The sequence below is a fragment of the Nocardiopsis tropica genome (assembly GCF_042660575.1).
In the GTDB taxonomy this organism is placed as follows: Bacteria; Actinomycetota; Actinomycetes; order Streptosporangiales; family Streptosporangiaceae; genus Nocardiopsis; species Nocardiopsis tropica.
The window spans coordinates 205,498-222,031 of the sequence record NZ_JBHSUF010000003.1; the positions used below are offsets into that span (position 1 = coordinate 205,498).

Sequence of the window (16,534 nt, forward strand, 5' to 3'; positions counted from 1 at the left end):
TTGACGAAGTACTGCTGGACCACCTGCCGACGGGGCGACGCTTCAATTCGGCCACCCCGGACACGCCGAAGCTCCGCACCAGCCCTCTCCGGTGCGGCATCACGGAGCTACTGAATGCGGGGTCACAGGTCCCGGTAGACCTCGCGGCGGAGCGCCACGCTCAGCACGAGAACCAGGAGCCGACCGTCGTGGACCGTGTACACCACCCGGTAGTCACCCACCCGGACCCGCCAGGCATCGGTGTCCCCCTTCAGCGGGATGCTCCCCGCCGGGCGCGGGTCCACCGCCAGCTCCCGCACCGTGCGGAATATCCGCATCCGGACCGGCTTGTCGAGCTTGGCGAGCTGCTTGAGCGCCTGGTCCTCGAAGGCCACTTCGTAGGAATGGTGGTTCACGGGCCGTCCAGGTCTTCCTCGGTCAGTCCGAGTCGGCTCATCGCCTCATCGAGCGGTACCACCTTGGAGCGCCCTGCCTCGATGTCGGCCAGGCGCTCGGCGGCGATCCGGGCGTCCCGCTCGTCCAAGAGCTCCTCGTAGTGGTCGACCAGGTCGGCCGGGACGATCGCGGCAGCCCTGTGGTGGTTGCGTCCGCGGGTGACGAAGGTGACCTCCCCGCCGTAGACGGCCCGGTTCACGCGTTCGGAGAAGTGGTCGCGGGCCTCGGTGACGGACAGCTCCACCTGTTCGGTGTCGGTTCTCATGTCCACGATCATCCCCCATATGAGCGCCAAACTGGCGTTGTTGGCGTGTTTATTTACCTTCGGCGGCGAACACCTTGATCCCAGCGCCACCACCACGACGGGGGCGCGTGTGAGCACGCCTTCGAGGCTCAGCCCCTGGGCGGACCGGTCGTGGGAGTGCGCCGCGAGCACGATCCCGACCGCGCCGACGGGGTGGGCGTCCACCGGTGACCGGAGGCCTCCCGGGCCGGGTGCCCGCCGCCCGGCAGCGGCCGGAGACGGAGCCCGCCGGGGCCTCAGTGGAGCGACTGGGCCCCGATGACGGAGAGCAGGCGCAGCTTCTCGTGGCTCTCGCTCCCGGGGTCGGCGGTGTAGACGAGCAGCGAGTGGGCCTGGCCCGGGTCGAGCAGTCTCTGGCAGTTCAGCGTCAGGGGGCCCACCTCGGGGTGGACGAAGTGCTTGACGTCGTGGGGGCGCACACCGATCTCGTGGTCGCCCCACACCCGCCGGAACTCCTCGCTCCGGTCGAGGAGCAGCTCGGCCAGGTGTGCGGCCCGTGAGTCGGGTCCCCGCAGGGTGAGGATCTGGCGCAGGCCCGAGGCGTACATGCGGGTGAGGAACGCATGCTCCTCGGGGGCGTAGAAGTCCCGCACGGAGGGGTCGGTGAACCACCGGTACCCGGCGCTGCGCGCGGGCCCGGTGTACCCGGTCGTGTCGCCGGTGAGGGCGACGCCCATCGGGGTCTGCCTGAGGGTCTCGCCGAGTTCGGTGACGATCTCCGCGGGGGTGTCGTCCAGGCGGTCGAGGATCCGCAGCAGGCCGGGGCCGACGTGGTCTCCGACCCCGCCGCGTGCGGGCGGGTTGTGTCCGGCGAGGCGGAACAGGTGGTCCCGCTCCTCCAGCGACAGGTGCAGCCCCTGGGCGATCGAGGCGAGCATCTGGAGCGAGGGCTGCGGCCCGCGCTCCCGTTCCAGCCGGGAGTAGTAGTCGGTCGACATGTGGCACAGCGACGCGACCTCCTCGCGTCGCAGGCCCATGGTCCTGCGGCGCTGCCCGCGCGGGAGCCCGACGTCCTCGGGTTGCAGCGCCCCCCTGCGGTTGCGGAGGAACTCCGCCAGCCCGGTGCGATCGATCACAGCATTCCTTCCAAGGTCATGCTCTGTGTCTACCGTCCGCGCGCGAGTGTAGCCACGGACCGCCGATCCCCCCTTCCGGCCGCCGGCCCGAGGGGTGGACCCGCGAGCCTGGGATCGGGAGGCCGTGGTTACTCCCCCGCCGAGGACCGAGGATCGCTCTTGCGCACCGGGAACGGAAGCGGGGCGGGTCGGTGACCGGCCCCTCCCGTTCCCGGCCTGCGCGGTCCGGTGACCCCTATCCGCCCCTGCCCCCGGCGGAGGGGAACACCCGGACCCCTCCCACGCCCCCGGCGTGAGGGATCGACTACCCAAGGAGCAGAGCAATGCCACGTCGAACCATCGACATCACCGCGCCCGACCTGACCGGGAAGCTGGTGGTCGTGACCGGCGCGAGCGACGGCATGGGCCTGGGAATGGCCGAGTGGCTGGCCGCGGCCGGCGCGGAGGTCCTCCTGCCCGTCCGCAACCCCGCCAAGGGGAAGAAGGCGGTCGAGAAGATCCGCCGCAACCACCCGGGCGCGCGGGTGTCGACCCGCAGCCTCGACCTCTCCTCACTGGCCTCGGTCGCCGCCCTGGGCGACACGCTCCGCGAGGAGGGCCGCCCGATCCACATCCTCATCAACAACGCCGGCGTGATGCGGCCCCCGAACCACCAGACCACGGTCGACGGGTTCGAGCTGCAGTTCGGCACCAACTACCTCGGCCACTTCGCCCTGGTCTGCCGGCTCCTGCCGCTGCTGCGCGCCGGCCGGGCACGGGTGACCTCGCAGATCAGTGTCGCCGCGCGCCGCGGCTCCATCAACTGGGAGGACATCAACTGGGACCGCTCCTACGACGGGATGCGCGCGTACAGCCAGTCCAAGATCGCGTTCGGGCTGTTCGGCCTCGAACTGGACCGCCGCAGCAAGGCTCACGGGTGGGGCATCACCAGCAACCTCTCCCACCCCGGGGTGGCCCCCACGAGCCTCCTGGCCGCCCGCCCCGAGCTCGGCCGCAACGAGGACACCCCGCACATCCGCCGGATCCGGGCCCTGTCGGCCCGCGGGATCCTGCTGGGCACCCTCGAGTCGGCGAAGCTGCCCGCGCTGATGGCCGCGACCGACCCCGGTTCCAAGCCGGGTGCGCTCTACAGCCCCAGCGGCTTCGGAAGGCTGGGCGGCCCGCCCTCCGAGCAGCGACTGTACCCGACGCTGCGCAGCGCGGAGGAGGCGGCGCGCGTCTGGCAGGTCTCCGAGGAACTGGCCGAGGTCTCCTTCCTCGCCGCCTGACCGCCGTTCGCACGACCGCCCCACTACCTACGGAGTCCGCATGAGCACTGTCACCCCCCGCGCAACGAGACCGAGAAGCCCCTGGTGGGTGGTGATCGGCGGTGGCACCTCCAACGCCGTCGGCCCCCAGATGTACCTGGCCACCATCGGCCTGTTCGTGCTGCCGATCGTCGAGGAGACCGGCTTCAGCCGCACGACCGTGACCGGGGCGTTCTCGGTCGCGGCGGTCGGCATGGCGATCGGCCTGATCATCGTCGCGCAGCTCGTGGACCGCTTCGCCGCGCGCTACATCCTCGTGCCGGGGTTCGTGCTGTTCGCGGCCTCGATGGCGCTGGTCGGGCTGGTGCCGCCGGTCGAGTGGGTCTACTTCGTCCCGTGCTTCTTCGTGGGGTTCTTCGGGGCCGGAACGGCGGTGCCCGCCACCAGGGCGGTGGTGAGCTGGTTCGACAACAACCGCGCCCTCGCCGTCGGCGTGGTGACGGGCATCATCGGGCTGGGCTCGGCCCTGGCCCCGCTGCTGGCCGGAACGCTCATCGAGAACGTCGGATGGCGGATGACGTACGGCGTCATGGCGCTGATCTCGGTCCTGGTGTCGGTCACGATGGTCACCCTGTTCGTGCGGGCCCGCGCGGAACGGCACGTCCGCGGACGGCTCGTCCAGGAGACGCAGGTGCAGGGCCGCGACGTCAGCCTCCAGCTCCCCGGCCTGACGGTCCGCGAGGCGTTCCGCACCCGGCAGTTCTGGGGCATCGCGGTCGGGTTGGGCCTGGTCGGGGTCGTCGTCTACGGCCTCCAGGTCCACCTCGTGCCGATGATGACCGACCGCGGGCTGAGCGCCGAGCAGGCGGCCACCCTGCTGGTCGTCTTCGGCCTCGCCTCGCTGGTGGGACGCGTGGCCGGCGGCTTCATCGTCGACCGCGTGCCCGGAACGATCATCGGCCCGATCGTGATGATCGCCCCCATCGCGGGCATGTTCTTCCTGTACCCGCCGTTCGGCAGCGCCGCCGTCGCGGTCGCCTTCATCGGCGTCGCCTTCGGCATCGAGGGCGATCTGCTCGCCCTGCTCATCAGCCGCTACCTGGGCACGCGCTACTTCGGCCGGATCCTGGGCGTGGTCCAGGCCGCGTTCCTCCTGGGCACCGCCTTCGGGCCGCTGCTCCTCGGGCTGGGCTACGACCTGCTGGGCTCCTACGACCCCGTCATCCCCGTCCTGATGGGCATCCTCGTCCTCGGTGCGATCCTCATCGCGACCCTGGGCCGCTACGTCTACCCCCCGGTCACCGGCTTCGACCGGCTGGCCGCGCGCGACGAGCTCGCCGCCTCCGAGGTGCTGAGCGGCATCGCCGAGGGCGGCGACGCCCCCGGTTCCCCCGACAGGCCGAAGGCCGGGGCCCACGGCTGACCGTCCCGGGCCGGCACGCCGCAGGGCCGCCACGGGCCCGCTCCGTCCGCCCGGGGCAGGGGTCTCCCCCCACCCCGGGCGGACGGACCGCAATAGCCTTCCATGGAGGCCCCGGCCGGGCAGGACCCTGCCGCGACCGCGGCCCCGGACCGTGGAACGGGGCGGCCTCGACGCCGGAACCGTCGGAGCCGCCCCTGAGGCGTGACCGCGGGCACGGCCGTGCGGGTGGCTAGAGGACGACGGTGCCCTCACCGGTCAGCCTCTCCGGCGCGAGCACGGCATCGAGCTGCTCCTTATCGAGCAGGCCCCGTTCCAGGACCAGCTCGGCCAGTGCGCGGGGCCCGTTCAGCGCCTCCTTCACGAGAGCCGCCGTGGGCGCGTACCCGAGGAGCGGCACCAGTCCGGTCGCGACGGCGAGGCTTCCCCTGGTCAGCGCGGTGACGGCCTCGCCGTCGGCGCGGATACCGCTCACGCAGCGCCCGGTCAACAGGTCGGCGGCGTTCGTCAGGAGAGCCGCCGAGTCCAGGAGGGAGGAGGCGATGACCGGCCCGAAGGCGTTGAGCTGCAGCTGCCCGGCCTCGGCCGCCATGGTCACGGTCGTGTCCGCCCCCACGACGAGGAACGCCACCTGGTTCACGGTCTCCGGGATGACCGGGTTGACCTTTCCCGGCATGATCGACGATCCCGCCTGCACGGCCGGGAGCACGATCTCCCGCAGCCCTGCCTGCGGACCGGAGGCGAGGAGCCTGAGATCGTTGCAGATCTTCGACAGCTTCAGCGCGCAGCGCTTCAGGAGCCCGGAGGCCGAGACGAACACACCGGTGTCGGAGGTCGCCTCGATCAGGTTGTTCGCCGAGGCCAGCGGATACCCCGTGATCTCGCTGAGCTCGGCCACCACGCTCCGCCGGTATCCGACGGGGGCGGTGATGCCGGTCCCGATCGCCGTGGCGCCGAGGTTGACCTCACGCAGGTGGGGCAGGAACTCCTCCAGTCGGGCTGCGTCCTCCCGGATCGTCTCCGCGAAGGCGGCGAACTCCTGCCCCAGGGTCATCGGCACGGCGTCCTGCAGCTGTGTGCGACCGATCTTGACGATGCCGCGGAAGTCCGCCGAACGTGCCTCGAACTCGGCGGCGAGCCGGAGGAGCGCGGGCACGAGCCGCTCGATGGCGCGGTGGACCGCGATCCTGACCGCGGTGGGATAGGTGTCGTTGGTGCTCTGGCTGCGGTTGACGTGATCGAGCGGGTCGATCACCGCGCGGGTCCCCGGCACGAGGCCGAGGATCTGCAGTGCCCGGTTGGCCACCACCTCGTTCACGTTCATGTTGGTGCTGGTCCCCGCCCCGCCCTGGACCCGGTCGACGAGGAGCTCCCCGTCGAGGCCGCCCCGCATGAGCTCGTGGCAGGCCGCGGCGATCGCCCGCTCCTGGGCGGGGTCCAGCAGCCCCTGGCGGGCATTGGCGCGGCAGGCGGCGAGCTTGACCGCCCCGTAAGCCCAGACGAGGTCGCGCAGTTCGCCCCAGGGGCGGCCGGTGACGGGGAAGTTCGCCCTGGCGCGTGCGGTGTTGATCCCCCAGAGCGCGTCCGCCGGGACCGACACCTCGCCGAGCGAGTCGGCCTCCGTCCTCTCCACGGGGACGTCCGCGCTCATGCCGGCCCTCCTCCCGACCGTCGCCGGGCGACGGACGTGCTCCCCGCCGGGTCGGCGTCGGCGGGGCCGGGTTCCCGCGCGAAGTACTCGTGCGCCGTACGCGCGAGCAGCGTGGCGCCGTCCCCGATGACCCGGTTGGCCGCCTCCCCCACGCAGACGGCGGCGAACTCCGGCTGGTGGTTGCTCACCGGGAAGCAGTCCAGTCCGATGTAGGGGTGGATGGCGGGCACGTGCTGGGAGACGTTGCCCATGTCGGTCGAGGCGCGGTTCATCGTCCGGTGTTCCACGGGCGCGTCGAGCCTGCGCCCGATCGCGAGGGCGTGACGCGTGTAGATCTCCAGGGCGCGCTCGTCCGTGCGGAACTCGGAGTAGGGCCGGGACTCCGGTGTGAACTCCACCGCGGTGTCCGTGGCCAGCGCTCCCGCCTCGAAGCACTGCTCCACCCGGCGGCGCAGCGGCTCCAGCTGGGCCAGGCTCTCGGCCCTGGTGTACCAGCGGCCCTCGGTGGTCCCGGGGATGGCGTTGGGCGCCTGGCCGCCCACCGTCTGGATCCCGTGGACGCGGGTGCCCTGCGGGAGCTGCTGGCGCAGCAGGCCGAGGGCCACCTGGGCGATCACGAAGGCGTCGTTGGCGTTGCGGCCCTCGTGCGGGTAGGCGGCCGCGTGGGCGGACCGGCCGGTGAAGCGGACGTGGTCGTGGGCGACGGCGTAGGGCTCGGCCCGCGGGGCGTCGACCGGGCCCGGGTGGGCCATCAGCGCCAGGTCCAGATCCCGGAAGGCTCCGGCGTCGAGCAGTTCGATCTTGCCCCCGCCGCCCTCCTCGGCCGGGGCGGCGATCACGTCGATGCGCAGGTCGAGCGGGTCCGCCCACGCCCGGAGCGCGATCGCGGCGCCCGCCGACATCGCGGCGATGAGGTTGTGCCCGCAGGCGTGGCCCAGGCCCGGCAGCGCGTCGTACTCGACGACGAAGCCGACCCGGCGCCGACCGGACCCGTAGGTGGCGTGCACCGCGGTGGGGAAGCCGAGGTAGGCGGTCTCGACGTCGAAACCGAACTCCTCGAGCAGCTCCGCCGTCCACCGTGCCGCGCGGTGCTCCTCCCAGGCGGTCTCCGGGTGGGCGTGCAGGGTCTCGGAGTAGGTGATCAGGCGTTCCAGGTGCTCCGTGGCACCGGGCTGCCCGCCGGGTTCAACGGTCATCGCCGGGCACCCCGTATCCGGGCGAGGCCGCCGGTTCCAGGCCGCGCCGGACGTAGTCGTCGCGCTGCGGGAGCCAGACCCCGAGCAGCCCCCGCAGCGCCTCGATCGGGTCCTCCTGCCAGTCGACGCGCAGGTCCGTGTCGCGCCAACCGTTCGCGGACACGGTGGACAGACCCGCGGAGTACACCGGTCCCGCCTCGCCGCCGGCGGCCAGCCCGGCCGCGAGCGCGGCGAGGAGACGCTCCTCCAGCTCTCCCCCGGCGGAGCCGAAGGCCTCGCACATGGCCTCGGGGACACCGGGGCGGGAGAGCATGTTCCCCGCGGCCGCGCAGTGCGGTCCGGTGGCCTCCCCGTGGACGCCGAGGGTGAGCGCGCCGCTGTAGGTCGCCGCCGCCCCGGAGGCGTCCACCACGGTGAGCTGCCGGTAGTCGATGTCCGGCTCGCCGTCGACGACGGAGTCGAGCGCTTCCCGGGGGCCCGCGCCCGCGGCGAGCCCGTCCAGCAGCGCCGTTCCCAGCCTCGGGTCGGTGATGTTCTGCGAGGCGACAGCGCCGACGGAGTCGCGCAGGTGCACGACCCGTGCCGCGACCGCGGGAGAGGACGAGGCGGCGGCGATGCCGAACCGGCCGTCCTGGTGGGCGGCGATGGAGAAGGTCATTCCCCGCCTCCCGAGATCACGGCCGTCGCGTCGATCTCCACGAGCCACTCCGGACGGGCCAGGGCCTGGACGACGATGCCGGTGGAGACCGGGTGGACGCCCTTGAGCCAGCGCCCGATCTCGCGGTAGACCTCCTCGCGGTAGCGCGGGTCGACGAGGTAGATCGTCACCTTGACGATGTCCCGGAGGTCGCTCCCGGCCTCCTTGAGGAGCAGGTCGATGTTGGCCATGGCCTTCTCGGTCTGCGCGCGGACGTCGCCGATGCCCACGGATTCCCGGGTGTCCAGGTCCTGGCCGATCTGGCCGCGCAGGTAGACGACGCCGCCGGCCACCACCGCCTGGCACAGGTCGTTGTCGAGGTTCTGCTCGGGGTAGGTGTCCTTGGTGTTGAACGGGCGGATGCGCTTGTGCGTGGTCATGGTGTGGTCACTCCTGGATGCGGGCTCGGGTGTGGGACGGGCGCGGGTTCGAGTCGTTGTGTTCCATGTAGCCGCGCTGGATCGAGATCTGGTCGGCGACGTACTTCGCGTCGTGCCAGGCCCCCCAGAGGAAGCTGGAGCCGCGGCGGGACTGCCACGGAAGCCCCATGAAGTACACGCCGGGCTCGGAGGAGACCCCGCGCTGGTGCCTGGGTCTGCCGTCCGCGTCGAAGGCGTCCACCTGCAGCCAGCCGTAGTCGGCGGTGAAGCCGGTGGCCCACAGGACGGACGTGATCCCGGCGGCGGCGAGGTCGAGTTCGAGGACGGGATCGGTCACCGACTCCGGGTCATCGCCCAGGATCCTGGCCTCCGGCTCCTCGGGGAGGTCGAGGCCGTTGCGCTCGACGTAGGCGTCGGCCTCGTCCAGCAGGGACAGGTAGTTGGCGTCGCCCCGCGCGATGTTGTCCCGCAGGTCGGGCGCGAAGCGGAGGGTCCCGGCGTCGAAGGACTCGGTCCGGCCGACCAGGGTGATGCCGCGGTCGGCCAGCGTCCGGAAGTCCACGGTGCGGCCGCCGTGTGCGCCGCTGACCGCGATCGTGACGTGTTCGGCGCCCTGCGGAGGGGAGGACGCCTCCCACTTGCCGAGCACGCCCAGCCACCAGACGAAGTCGTGTCCGCGGTACCTGCGCGGGGGGCGGTCGTGCGGTCCGACGGAGAGGTGGACCCGTCGGCCGGCGGCACGGAGCTCGTCGGCGATCTGGACCCCCGAGGAGCCCGATCCGACCACGAGCACGGCGCCCTCGGGCAGTTGGGCGGGGTTGCGGTAGGCGCTGGAGTGGATCTGGACCAGGCCCGCCTCCTCGGGGATGATCGGCGGGACGGCCGGGCGCTGGAAGGGGCCGGTGGCGGCCACCACGTAGCGGGCGTCGAAGTCCCCGTCCGAGGTCCGGACCCGGAATCCCCTGCGGCCGGTGTGCCTGCGCACGGACGTCACCTCGACACCGCAGCGGATCGGCGCACCGATCTTCTCCGCGTAGGCGGCCAGGTAGTCGGCCACCTGCTCCTTGGAGGCGAAGTCCTCCGGGCCGAGGCCGGTGAACTCCAGTCCGGGGAAGCGGTCGTGCCAGACGGGCCCGTTGGTGACCAGTGAGTCCCACCGCTCCGAGCGCCAGCGCTCGGCGACGCGGTTCCTCTCCAGGACGACGTGCGGCACCCTGCGTTCGTTGAGGTGCTCACTCACCGCGATCCCGGCCTGCCCCCCTCCGACGACGACGACCTCGATCTCTTGGACTGACATGCGAAACCTCCAGGGTTCGGTCAACGCGTGTGGTTCCGCGGCGGCGGACGCGCTCTGCGTGCTTTCTCCGTGGACCCGGCCGGCGCACCGGGGCGGTGTCCGCGGAGTCCGCCGGGCCGGGCCGCTCCACGGGCCCGTCCGCCGGGCGGATGGATCTGTTCTCGGGCGGGCGGACCGGGACGCCGGCCGGGCGCGGAGCGCACACGGACGGCCCCCGGCCCGCGTACTGCTCAGCGCGGGGCCCGGTCGCTCTCGTGCAGCAGGTCGGAACCGCTGGTCTCGGGCATGGTGCGCAGTGTGACCGCGCCGATGACGCCGATCACGATCATGGTGAACGCCGGGACCATGGTGCTTCCGGTGAGCGAGATCAGCCAGGTCATCAGGTACGGCAGGGTTCCGGCGAAGAAGGCCCCCGCGACGCTGTAGGCCATCGACAGGCCGCTCTGCCGGGTCCGTGTCGGGAAGAGCTCCGCCACCGTGGACGCGTGTGTGCCCAGGATGATCGCCAGGATCGCGGCCAGGCCGAAGGTCGCGGCGAACGCCGCCCAGGACGTGTTCACCTGCATCAGCAGGAACAACGGCACGGCGGCGACGATCAGCAGTGCGGCGGCGGTGTAGAGCACCGGCTTGCGGCCCACGCGGTCGGACATCCTGCCCGACAGCGGGATGATCCCCATGGCGACGACCGAGGCCGCCGCGGAGAGCAGGGCCGCCCGGTCGGCGGGCACCCCGACGATCTCCTCCTGGTAGGTGATCAGGTACACGAGGACGATGTAGAAGGTCGAGTTCATGAAGGTCTCGATGCCGACCGTCTGGAGGAACTGCCTGCCGTTGGAGCGGAACACCTCGACGACCGGCTGGCTGGGGACGTTGTTCATGTCCTCGAGGGCGCGGTACTCGGGCGTGTCCTCGATACGCAGGCGGATGTAGAGGCCGACCGCGGCCATGGGCACCGTCAGCAGGAAGGGGATCCGCCAGGCCCAGTCGAGGACGACCTCCGCCGGGAAGGCCGCGTGCAGGGCCCAGACGGCGATCGACGCGCACAGGAACCCGCCGACCGAGCCGAACTCGATCCACGAGCACCCGAATCCACGGCGCTTGGGCGGCGAGAACTCGGCGAGGAAGGCCGCGGCGGAGCCGAACTCCCCGCCCGCGGCGAGCCCCTGGATGATGCGGGCGACCACGAGCAGGATCGGCGCGAGGATGCCGACGGACTCGTAGCTGGGCAGCAGCCCGAGCATGAGCGTGCCCGCCGCCATGGAGATGATGACGATCGACAGTGTGGTCTTGCGGCCGAACCGGTCACCGAGGTGGCCGAAGAGCACCGAGCCGAGCGGACGCACGAAGAACGCGACGGCGAAGACCGCGAAGACCGAGAGCAGGCCGGCGGTGCCGTCCTGTTCGGGGAAGAACACCTGCGCCATGGTGGTGGCCAGGTACGCGTAGACGGCCCAGTCGAACCAGTGGACGAAGACGCCCACCGCTCCGGCGAACACACTCCGCCGCAGGTCCTTCTTGTCTACCTGCTCCGAGATCTCACTCGTCATTTCTCCTCCTGGGATCGTGTCCTCGCACGCGCCGAGGCCCCGGAGGCGCCGGTGGCCCCCAGCGCGCCGGAACGCTCTGGTGAATGATCAGGAGGTCGCTCGTTCGCGGGAGTGTGGAGTCGAGCGCCTTGCGGGGGCGCGGTAGAGCCCCCGGTGTTGTCGGCATCCGACCTGCCTGTGTCATGGGTCACCACTATCCAGGCGGAAGATAGGATCTGTAAAACACATAGATCCAAAGAACGCCTTCGGAAAAACCGATGGCTCCGGCAGGAGGGTCGAACCGGTGGGTGACGTGAGCCTGCGGCAGCTGGAGTACCTGAGGGCCATCGCCAGGCTCGGCTCGGTGACGGCGGCGGCGCGGGAACTGTTCGTGTCGCAGTCGACGGTGTCGACGGCGTTGACCGACCTGGAGTCGGCGCTGGGGGTCACCCTCTTCGTCCGTTCTCCGAAGGGGATGCTCCTCACGGCGTCGGGGCAGCGCGCCCTGGCCGTGGCCGACAACGTGCGGGCCAACCTCGAACAGCTCCGGGAGACGGCCAGCCGGGAGCGGGAGGAGGTCGAGGGGGACCTCACCGTCGGCTGCTACGCGACGATCGCGCCGATCCTCCTGCCGAAGGTGATCGCCGAGTTCTCGCGGCGGCACCCGCAGGTGCGGCTCTCCTTCGTCGAGGCGGCACACGGGACGCTGTTGGACGACCTGCTCAACACCCGGATCGACCTCGCGATCACCTACCACTACGAGCTCGACTCCGTACGCGCCATGAGCGGGGTGACAGCGCAGACGCTCCGGTCGGACCCGCCCTACGCGCTCGTCCCCGCGGACAGGGCATGGGACACGGAGGGCCCGCTGAGCCTTGCCGCCCTGGCCTCGGAACCGCTGATCCTGTTCGACCTGCCGCCCGCCGGCGACTACTTCCTCGGCCTGTTCGCCAAAGCCGGCCTGGTCCCGAACGTGCGCTTCCGTACCGCGAGCTTCGAGATGGTCCGCGCCCTGGTGGCCCGCGGGCTGGGCTGCGCGCTGCTCACCCAGCGCACCGCGCTCGAACGCAGTTACGAGGACCTGCCCTATGTGACCAGGGAGCTCGACCTCGAGTCCGGGGGGCTCGGGATCGAGGTCATCGAGCCGACCGACCGCAGACCGGTGCGGCGGGTGCAGGCCTTCGTCGACGTCTGCCGGGAGATCATCGTCTGACCCCCGGCGCGGAACCGGCTCCGCCGCAGCCGATACGTGCCGGGGCTCCGAAGAACCAGGCGGGACACCGGTCTGCCCCCCCCGCGCACGCGGGGACGGCCCCGACCGCCCGACCGCCGTGTGATGCGCCCCCGGAGGCGAGGCGGGACGCGGTCAGCCCGGGGCCGTCCGGCTGAGGTTCTCCCAGGACCGGTACAGTTCCGTTCGCTCCCGGTCCATCTGAAGGACGTGGTCGAAGGACCGGCTGCCGACGATGAGCCTCCGGGGCGGGTCCGGCAGTGCGACCAGCTCCATGACGGTCGGAGCGGCGGTGTCCGGTCCCGGAGCGACGGCGTCGCCCCACATCGCCTCCATCTCGGTGCGCAGGGGCTGGTACCGCGCCAAGGGTTCCGTGGCCGTGGTGCCGGCGGTGAACAGGCCGGTCTCGTAGCCGCCCATCTGCACGACGGTGACCTTGACGCCGAACCCCTCGACCTCCATCGCCAGCGCCTCGCTGACCGAGTCCAGGGCGGCCTTGCCCGCGCCGTAGAGGCCGACGGTGGCCATGCCGCCGCCGCTGCCCATCGAGGTGACCTGCAGGAGCCGTCCCCCGCCCCGGGCACGCAGGTGCGGCAGGACCGCCTGGGCCACCCACACGGCGCCGAAGAAGTTCACGTCCATGTGCGCCCGGATCTGCTCCTCCGTGGCCTCCTCCACCATGCCGTAGAGCATGGCGCCGGCGTTGTTGACGACCACGTCCAGCCCGCCGAACGCGGCTGCCGCCCGCTCCACCCCCTCGAACACGCCTCGGCGGTCGGCGACGTCCAACGCGAGCGGGACCAGGCGCTCGGGGTACTTCCCGGCCAGCTCCTCCAGGGGCCCGACGTCGCGGGCGGCGGCCACCACCCGGTCGCCGCCTGCCAGGGCAGCCTCCGCGAAGGCTCTTCCCAGGCCGCGGGATGCCCCGGTGATGAGCCAGACTCGTGCGTCCGCCATGACACCTCTTTCTCACAAAGGAAACGGTCCGTCTCGTTTCCTGTGAGTGTAGGACACTCCACCCGACCTCGCAATACGGCCCGTCTCGTTTCTTTTACGGATAGGCTGGACGCATGTCCAACGCGAAGGGGCCGGACCACTCCCGGCGCAAGGAACGGTCCCGGCAGGTCATCCTCTCGGCCGCCCGCTCCCTGGTGGCGGAGCAGGCCTACGACAAGGTCACGGTCGAGGCCATCGCCGCCCGCGCCGGCGTCGGGAAGCAGACGATCTACCGGCGGTGGCCGTCCAGGAGCGCGGTCGTCTTCGCCGCCGTCCTGGCCCTGAGCGAGGGCGCGGACGGACAGTCCGTCGCACTGCCGGACACGGGCGACCTGGAGTCCGACCTCAAGCTGGTCATGCGTGCCACGGCGGAGGAGTTCGCCGACCCGTCCTTCGACAGGCTGCTCCGCGCCCTCAACACCGAGATCGCCAACGACGCCGCGCTGGCGGCCGAGTACCGCGAGAAACTGGCCCGCCCGCTGGACGAGGCGAAGAAGGCGCGTCTGCGCAGCGCCCAGGAGGCCGGCCAGCTCGATCCCGACGCCGACCTCGACCTGGTCCTGGAGGTGCTCTACGCCCCCCTCTTCCAGCGGTGGCTGCACCGCGGCGGCCCACTGACCCCCGCGTACGCCGACGCACTCGTCGACGCGACCCTCAGGGCTTTCGGCCCGGCCCGCCCCTGACCCCCGGGCGTCCGCCGTCGAGCGTTCCGGCGCGGAGCCACAGGCGGTGACGCCGGGTCCGGAACGCCTGTGGCGCAGGACTTTCCGGGCATTGGTGACCGGTTTCGGCGTTCGCCGGGCGGGTCGGCGGAAGCGTCCCTAGGCTCGCCCGGAACGACCCCGAGGAGCCATGATGCCCACCCCGGCGGCGCGCCGCCTCCCCCGAGCCCGTGCGGCGACCCGGTCCCGGCCTCCTTCCCCGCCCCGTCCGGGCGGCGGCCCGCCAGTACGCGCGGGGGGACGGGACGACCGCCCCCACCGACCGGTGCCGCCGCACGCCGGAGCAGGGATCCGGCCACACCCCCGGGGCATGGCCGGTTCCGGCCAGTGCACCGTGCCTCCGATGCCGCCCCCACCCCGCCGCGCCGGTGATATCACTGGGATTGCTCCCCGCGCACACCGGAACGGACCCCGGAGCGTGACAGGGCTGGGTACCCGGCCCGGGAAACAGTGGACCGCCCTGCCCCAGTGGCGCCGTTCCCGCTCGGTTGTACCCGGCCCCGGCCGTAGTGAGGGTTGACGCATGTCCATATGGTCCCGCGGTGACCGTACAGGAAGGGTCGAAGAGGCCCTGTTGATGTTGGAGGGACAGGGGATCATCGACGGGTTGGAGATCCTGCCCGCCGAGCCCAAGCCCTACCGGGTGCGCGTTCCGGCCGGCATCGTCCACATGGACGAGGACGAGGCGTCGATGTTCGCCCTGGGCGCCGTCGTGGGGGCGTTCGGCGGCGTCGCGCGCCAGCACGCCTGAGCACCGCCGCGCCCCGCCGTCCGCGGGGCGCGGCGGAAGCCGCCCCTTACGAGCCCTGTCGGACGGCCTCGCCGGCCCTGCGGGCCCGGTGGGAGGTCAGGAAGTCGCGGTACCAGTGGTAGCTGTCCTTGGGGTGGCGCTCCAGGCGTTCGTAGTCGACCCGGACCAGGCCGAAGCGCCGGTCGTAGCCGTAGGCCCACTCGAAGTTGTCCAGCAGCGACCACACGAAGTAGCCGCGCACGTCGACCCCGGCCTCGATGGCCCGCGCCAGGGCCGCCAGGTGGTCCCGCAGGTAGTCGACGCGACCGGTGTCGCGGACGCGCCCGGTCTCGTCGGGCCGGTCGTCCTCGGCCGAGCCGTTCTCGGTGATGAGGATGGGCGGCAGGTTCGGGTAGCGGCGGTCGAGGTCGATGAGCAGGTCGGCGAAGGTGTCGGGGAGCACCGGCCAGCCCATGGTGGTGTGCCGTACCCCCTCGAAGTCCACCTGCTCGGTCCGGATGTCCACGGCCGTGCGGGCGGAGATGTCGGCCTCGGCGTGCGGGGCGTCGCGGAGCATGATCGGCCGGTAGTAGTTCACGCCGAGGAAGTCCAGGGGCTGGGCGATGATCTCCAGGTCCCCGTCGGCGCGGTACGAGCCGTCGGCCATGTCTCCCCAGACCTCGTCCTCGTTGTCGGGGTAGGCGCCCTTGAAGACGGGGTCGAACCACACGCGGTTGTGGAGCGTGCGTGCGCGTTCCACGGCGGCGCGGTCGGCGTCGGAGTCCGACGCGGGCAGCAGGTGGTCGGGGTTGAGGGTGATGCCGACCTCGCCCGCCGCGGCGGCGCGCAGTTCTCCGGCGGCCATGCCGTGGGCGAGGAGGAGGTGGTGGGCCGCGGCGAGCGCGGGGGTCCCCTCGCGGGTGCCGGGGGCGTGCCGGCCGATTGCGTGGCCGACGAAGGCCGAGCAGAACGGCTCGTTGAGGGTGATCCAGCGGTTGACGCGGTCGCCGAGGCGGTCGGCGACGATGCGGGAGTACTCGGCGAAGCGGTGGGCGGTGTCGCGCACCCGCCAGCCGCCCTCGTCCTCCAGGGCCTGGGGCAGGTCCCAGTGGTAGAGGGTGAGGACGGGTTCGATCCCGGCGCCGAGGACGGTGTCGACGAGCCGGTCGTAGAAGGCGAGGCCCTCGGGGTTGGGGCGGCCCCTGCCCGTGGGCTGGACGCGCGGCCAGGCGACGGAGAAGCGGTAGAGGTCCACTCCGAGGTCGGCCAGCAGGGCGACGTCCTCGCCGTAGCGGTGGTAGTGGTCGCAGGCGACGTCGCCCGTCTCGCCGCGCGCGACGCGTCCGGGGGTCCGGCAGTAGGTGTCCCAGATGGACGGTCCGCGCCCGCCCTCGTGGACTCCCCCCTCGACCTGGTAGGCGGCGGTGGCGGTACCGAACTGAAGGTGTGCGGGCAGTGTCGGGGCATCCATGGGGAGTCCTTTCTGGGAGCGCTCCCATCGTAGGTGATGTGACCCCTGACACCAAGACCTTCTCCGTCACACCGCGAACACCGGGAGTGCACAGAAACCACTCCTTCCACTCCTCTTCCTCTCGATCGGAGAAATCCGGAACCCGCGGCCCGACG

Annotated in this window: 16 protein-coding genes; 5 read left to right on the forward strand and 11 right to left on the reverse strand. The window is 71.9% G+C overall.

What is annotated here, in order from left to right:
• Nucleotides 1–122: 122 nt before the first annotated feature.
• The 3 genes from ACFQBR_RS06545 to ACFQBR_RS06555 all read right to left on the reverse strand — a co-directional run bounded on the left by ACFQBR_RS06545 (nucleotide 123) and on the right by ACFQBR_RS06555 (nucleotide 1,815).
• Entirely contained in the window at nucleotides 123–395 is a 273-nt protein-coding gene (locus ACFQBR_RS06545) for a type II toxin-antitoxin system RelE family toxin (protein WP_344178617.1), read from the reverse strand.
• On the reverse strand, nucleotides 392–904 hold the full coding sequence (locus ACFQBR_RS06550) for a type II toxin-antitoxin system Phd/YefM family antitoxin (protein WP_344178619.1): 513 nt from the start codon (nucleotides 902–904) through the stop codon (nucleotides 392–394). Before ACFQBR_RS06550 ends, ACFQBR_RS06545 begins: the two co-directional genes overlap by 4 nt.
• A 71-nt stretch (nucleotides 905–975) precedes the next feature.
• On the reverse strand, nucleotides 976–1,815 hold the full coding sequence (locus ACFQBR_RS06555; protein ID WP_344178622.1) for a helix-turn-helix transcriptional regulator: 840 nt from the start codon (nucleotides 1,813–1,815) through the stop codon (nucleotides 976–978).
• A gap of 323 nt (nucleotides 1,816–2,138) precedes the next feature.
• On the opposite strand from ACFQBR_RS06555, the gene ACFQBR_RS06560 reads away from it, so the two are divergent.
• Together ACFQBR_RS06560 and ACFQBR_RS06565 are read left to right on the forward strand one after the other, a co-directional pair.
• Complete coding sequence (locus ACFQBR_RS06560; protein ID WP_344178624.1) at nucleotides 2,139–3,083, forward strand: SDR family oxidoreductase; 945 nt, start codon at nucleotides 2,139–2,141, stop codon at nucleotides 3,081–3,083.
• Nucleotides 3,084–3,123: 40 nt separating this feature from the next.
• On the forward strand, nucleotides 3,124–4,485 hold the full coding sequence (locus ACFQBR_RS06565; protein ID WP_344178626.1) for an MFS transporter: 1,362 nt from the start codon (nucleotides 3,124–3,126) through the stop codon (nucleotides 4,483–4,485).
• Nucleotides 4,486–4,714: 229 nt separating this feature from the next.
• Here ACFQBR_RS06565 and ACFQBR_RS06570 read toward each other — a convergent pair whose 3' ends face one another.
• The 6 genes from ACFQBR_RS06570 to ACFQBR_RS06595 form a co-directional block, all read right to left on the reverse strand.
• Nucleotides 4,715–6,133, reverse strand: coding sequence for an aspartate ammonia-lyase (locus tag ACFQBR_RS06570; RefSeq protein ID WP_344178628.1), 1,419 nt, complete (start codon nucleotides 6,131–6,133; stop codon nucleotides 4,715–4,717).
• Nucleotides 6,130–7,329 carry a M20 family metallopeptidase gene (locus ACFQBR_RS06575; RefSeq protein WP_344178630.1) on the reverse strand — a complete coding sequence of 400 codons (1,200 nt, stop codon included), beginning with the start codon at nucleotides 7,327–7,329 and terminating at the stop codon, nucleotides 6,130–6,132. Before ACFQBR_RS06575 ends, ACFQBR_RS06570 begins: the two co-directional genes overlap by 4 nt.
• Nucleotides 7,319–7,987 (reverse strand): DUF1028 domain-containing protein, encoded by a 669-nt coding sequence (locus ACFQBR_RS06580; RefSeq protein WP_344178632.1) that lies wholly within the window; start codon nucleotides 7,985–7,987, stop codon nucleotides 7,319–7,321. Before ACFQBR_RS06580 ends, ACFQBR_RS06575 begins: the two co-directional genes overlap by 11 nt.
• Complete coding sequence (locus ACFQBR_RS06585; RefSeq protein WP_267949475.1) at nucleotides 7,984–8,406, reverse strand: RidA family protein; 423 nt, start codon at nucleotides 8,404–8,406, stop codon at nucleotides 7,984–7,986. The genes ACFQBR_RS06580 and ACFQBR_RS06585 overlap by 4 nt, the downstream gene beginning before the upstream one ends.
• Nucleotides 8,407–8,413: 7 nt before the next feature.
• Nucleotides 8,414–9,703: a flavin-containing monooxygenase gene (locus ACFQBR_RS06590; RefSeq protein WP_344178634.1), complete on the reverse strand. Its 1,290-nt coding sequence runs from the start codon at nucleotides 9,701–9,703 to the stop codon at nucleotides 8,414–8,416.
• A gap of 230 nt (nucleotides 9,704–9,933) precedes the next feature.
• Nucleotides 9,934–11,250, reverse strand: a complete 1,317-nt coding sequence (locus ACFQBR_RS06595) for an MFS transporter (protein ID WP_267949473.1) — start codon at nucleotides 11,248–11,250, stop codon at nucleotides 9,934–9,936.
• A 283-nt stretch (nucleotides 11,251–11,533) separates the two neighbouring features.
• Here ACFQBR_RS06595 and ACFQBR_RS06600 point away from each other — a divergent pair, with 283 nt between their 5' ends.
• On the forward strand, nucleotides 11,534–12,442 hold the full coding sequence (locus ACFQBR_RS06600) for a LysR family transcriptional regulator (RefSeq protein ID WP_344178636.1): 909 nt from the start codon (nucleotides 11,534–11,536) through the stop codon (nucleotides 12,440–12,442).
• Nucleotides 12,443–12,595: 153 nt separating this feature from the next.
• On the opposite strand, the gene ACFQBR_RS06605 is transcribed toward ACFQBR_RS06600, so the two are convergent.
• Complete coding sequence (locus tag ACFQBR_RS06605) at nucleotides 12,596–13,417, reverse strand: SDR family NAD(P)-dependent oxidoreductase (protein ID WP_344178639.1); 822 nt, start codon at nucleotides 13,415–13,417, stop codon at nucleotides 12,596–12,598.
• A 113-nt stretch (nucleotides 13,418–13,530) separates the two neighbouring features.
• Between ACFQBR_RS06605 and ACFQBR_RS06610 the strand changes: the two genes are divergently transcribed.
• Together ACFQBR_RS06610 and ACFQBR_RS06615 are read left to right on the forward strand one after the other, a co-directional pair.
• Nucleotides 13,531–14,139, forward strand: a complete 609-nt coding sequence (locus ACFQBR_RS06610) for a TetR/AcrR family transcriptional regulator (protein WP_344178642.1) — start codon at nucleotides 13,531–13,533, stop codon at nucleotides 14,137–14,139.
• A 616-nt stretch (nucleotides 14,140–14,755) separates the two neighbouring features.
• Entirely contained in the window at nucleotides 14,756–14,929 is a 174-nt protein-coding gene (locus tag ACFQBR_RS06615) for a hypothetical protein (RefSeq protein WP_267949469.1), read from the forward strand.
• 46 nt (nucleotides 14,930–14,975) lie between these two features.
• Here the strand turns inward: ACFQBR_RS06615 and ACFQBR_RS06620 are convergent, their stop codons facing one another.
• Nucleotides 14,976–16,379: a GH1 family beta-glucosidase gene (locus ACFQBR_RS06620; protein ID WP_344178644.1), complete on the reverse strand. Its 1,404-nt coding sequence runs from the start codon at nucleotides 16,377–16,379 to the stop codon at nucleotides 14,976–14,978.
• Nucleotides 16,380–16,534: the final 155 nt, after the last annotated feature.

Bases quoted from the DNA above. Each gene is read 5' to 3' on its own strand.
- ACFQBR_RS06605 (WP_344178639.1), bottom strand. From the start codon at position 13,417: ATGGCGGACGCACGAGTCTGGCTCATCACCGGGGCATCCCGCGGCCTG.
- ACFQBR_RS06620 (WP_344178644.1), bottom strand. From the start codon at position 16,379: ATGGATGCCCCGACACTGCCCGCACACCTTCAGTTCGGTACCGCCACC.
- ACFQBR_RS06610 (WP_344178642.1), top strand. From the start codon at position 13,531: ATGTCCAACGCGAAGGGGCCGGACCACTCCCGGCGCAAGGAACGGTCC.
- ACFQBR_RS06575 (WP_344178630.1), bottom strand. From the start codon at position 7,329: ATGACCGTTGAACCCGGCGGGCAGCCCGGTGCCACGGAGCACCTGGAA.
- ACFQBR_RS06595 (WP_267949473.1), bottom strand. From the start codon at position 11,250: ATGACGAGTGAGATCTCGGAGCAGGTAGACAAGAAGGACCTGCGGCGG.
- ACFQBR_RS06615 (WP_267949469.1), top strand. From the start codon at position 14,756: ATGTTGGAGGGACAGGGGATCATCGACGGGTTGGAGATCCTGCCCGCC.
- ACFQBR_RS06580 (WP_344178632.1), bottom strand. From the start codon at position 7,987: ATGACCTTCTCCATCGCCGCCCACCAGGACGGCCGGTTCGGCATCGCC.
- ACFQBR_RS06585 (WP_267949475.1), bottom strand. From the start codon at position 8,406: ATGACCACGCACAAGCGCATCCGCCCGTTCAACACCAAGGACACCTAC.
- ACFQBR_RS06590 (WP_344178634.1), bottom strand. From the start codon at position 9,703: ATGTCAGTCCAAGAGATCGAGGTCGTCGTCGTCGGAGGGGGGCAGGCC.
- ACFQBR_RS06570 (WP_344178628.1), bottom strand. From the start codon at position 6,133: ATGAGCGCGGACGTCCCCGTGGAGAGGACGGAGGCCGACTCGCTCGGC.
- ACFQBR_RS06560 (WP_344178624.1), top strand. From the start codon at position 2,139: ATGCCACGTCGAACCATCGACATCACCGCGCCCGACCTGACCGGGAAG.
- ACFQBR_RS06565 (WP_344178626.1), top strand. From the start codon at position 3,124: ATGAGCACTGTCACCCCCCGCGCAACGAGACCGAGAAGCCCCTGGTGG.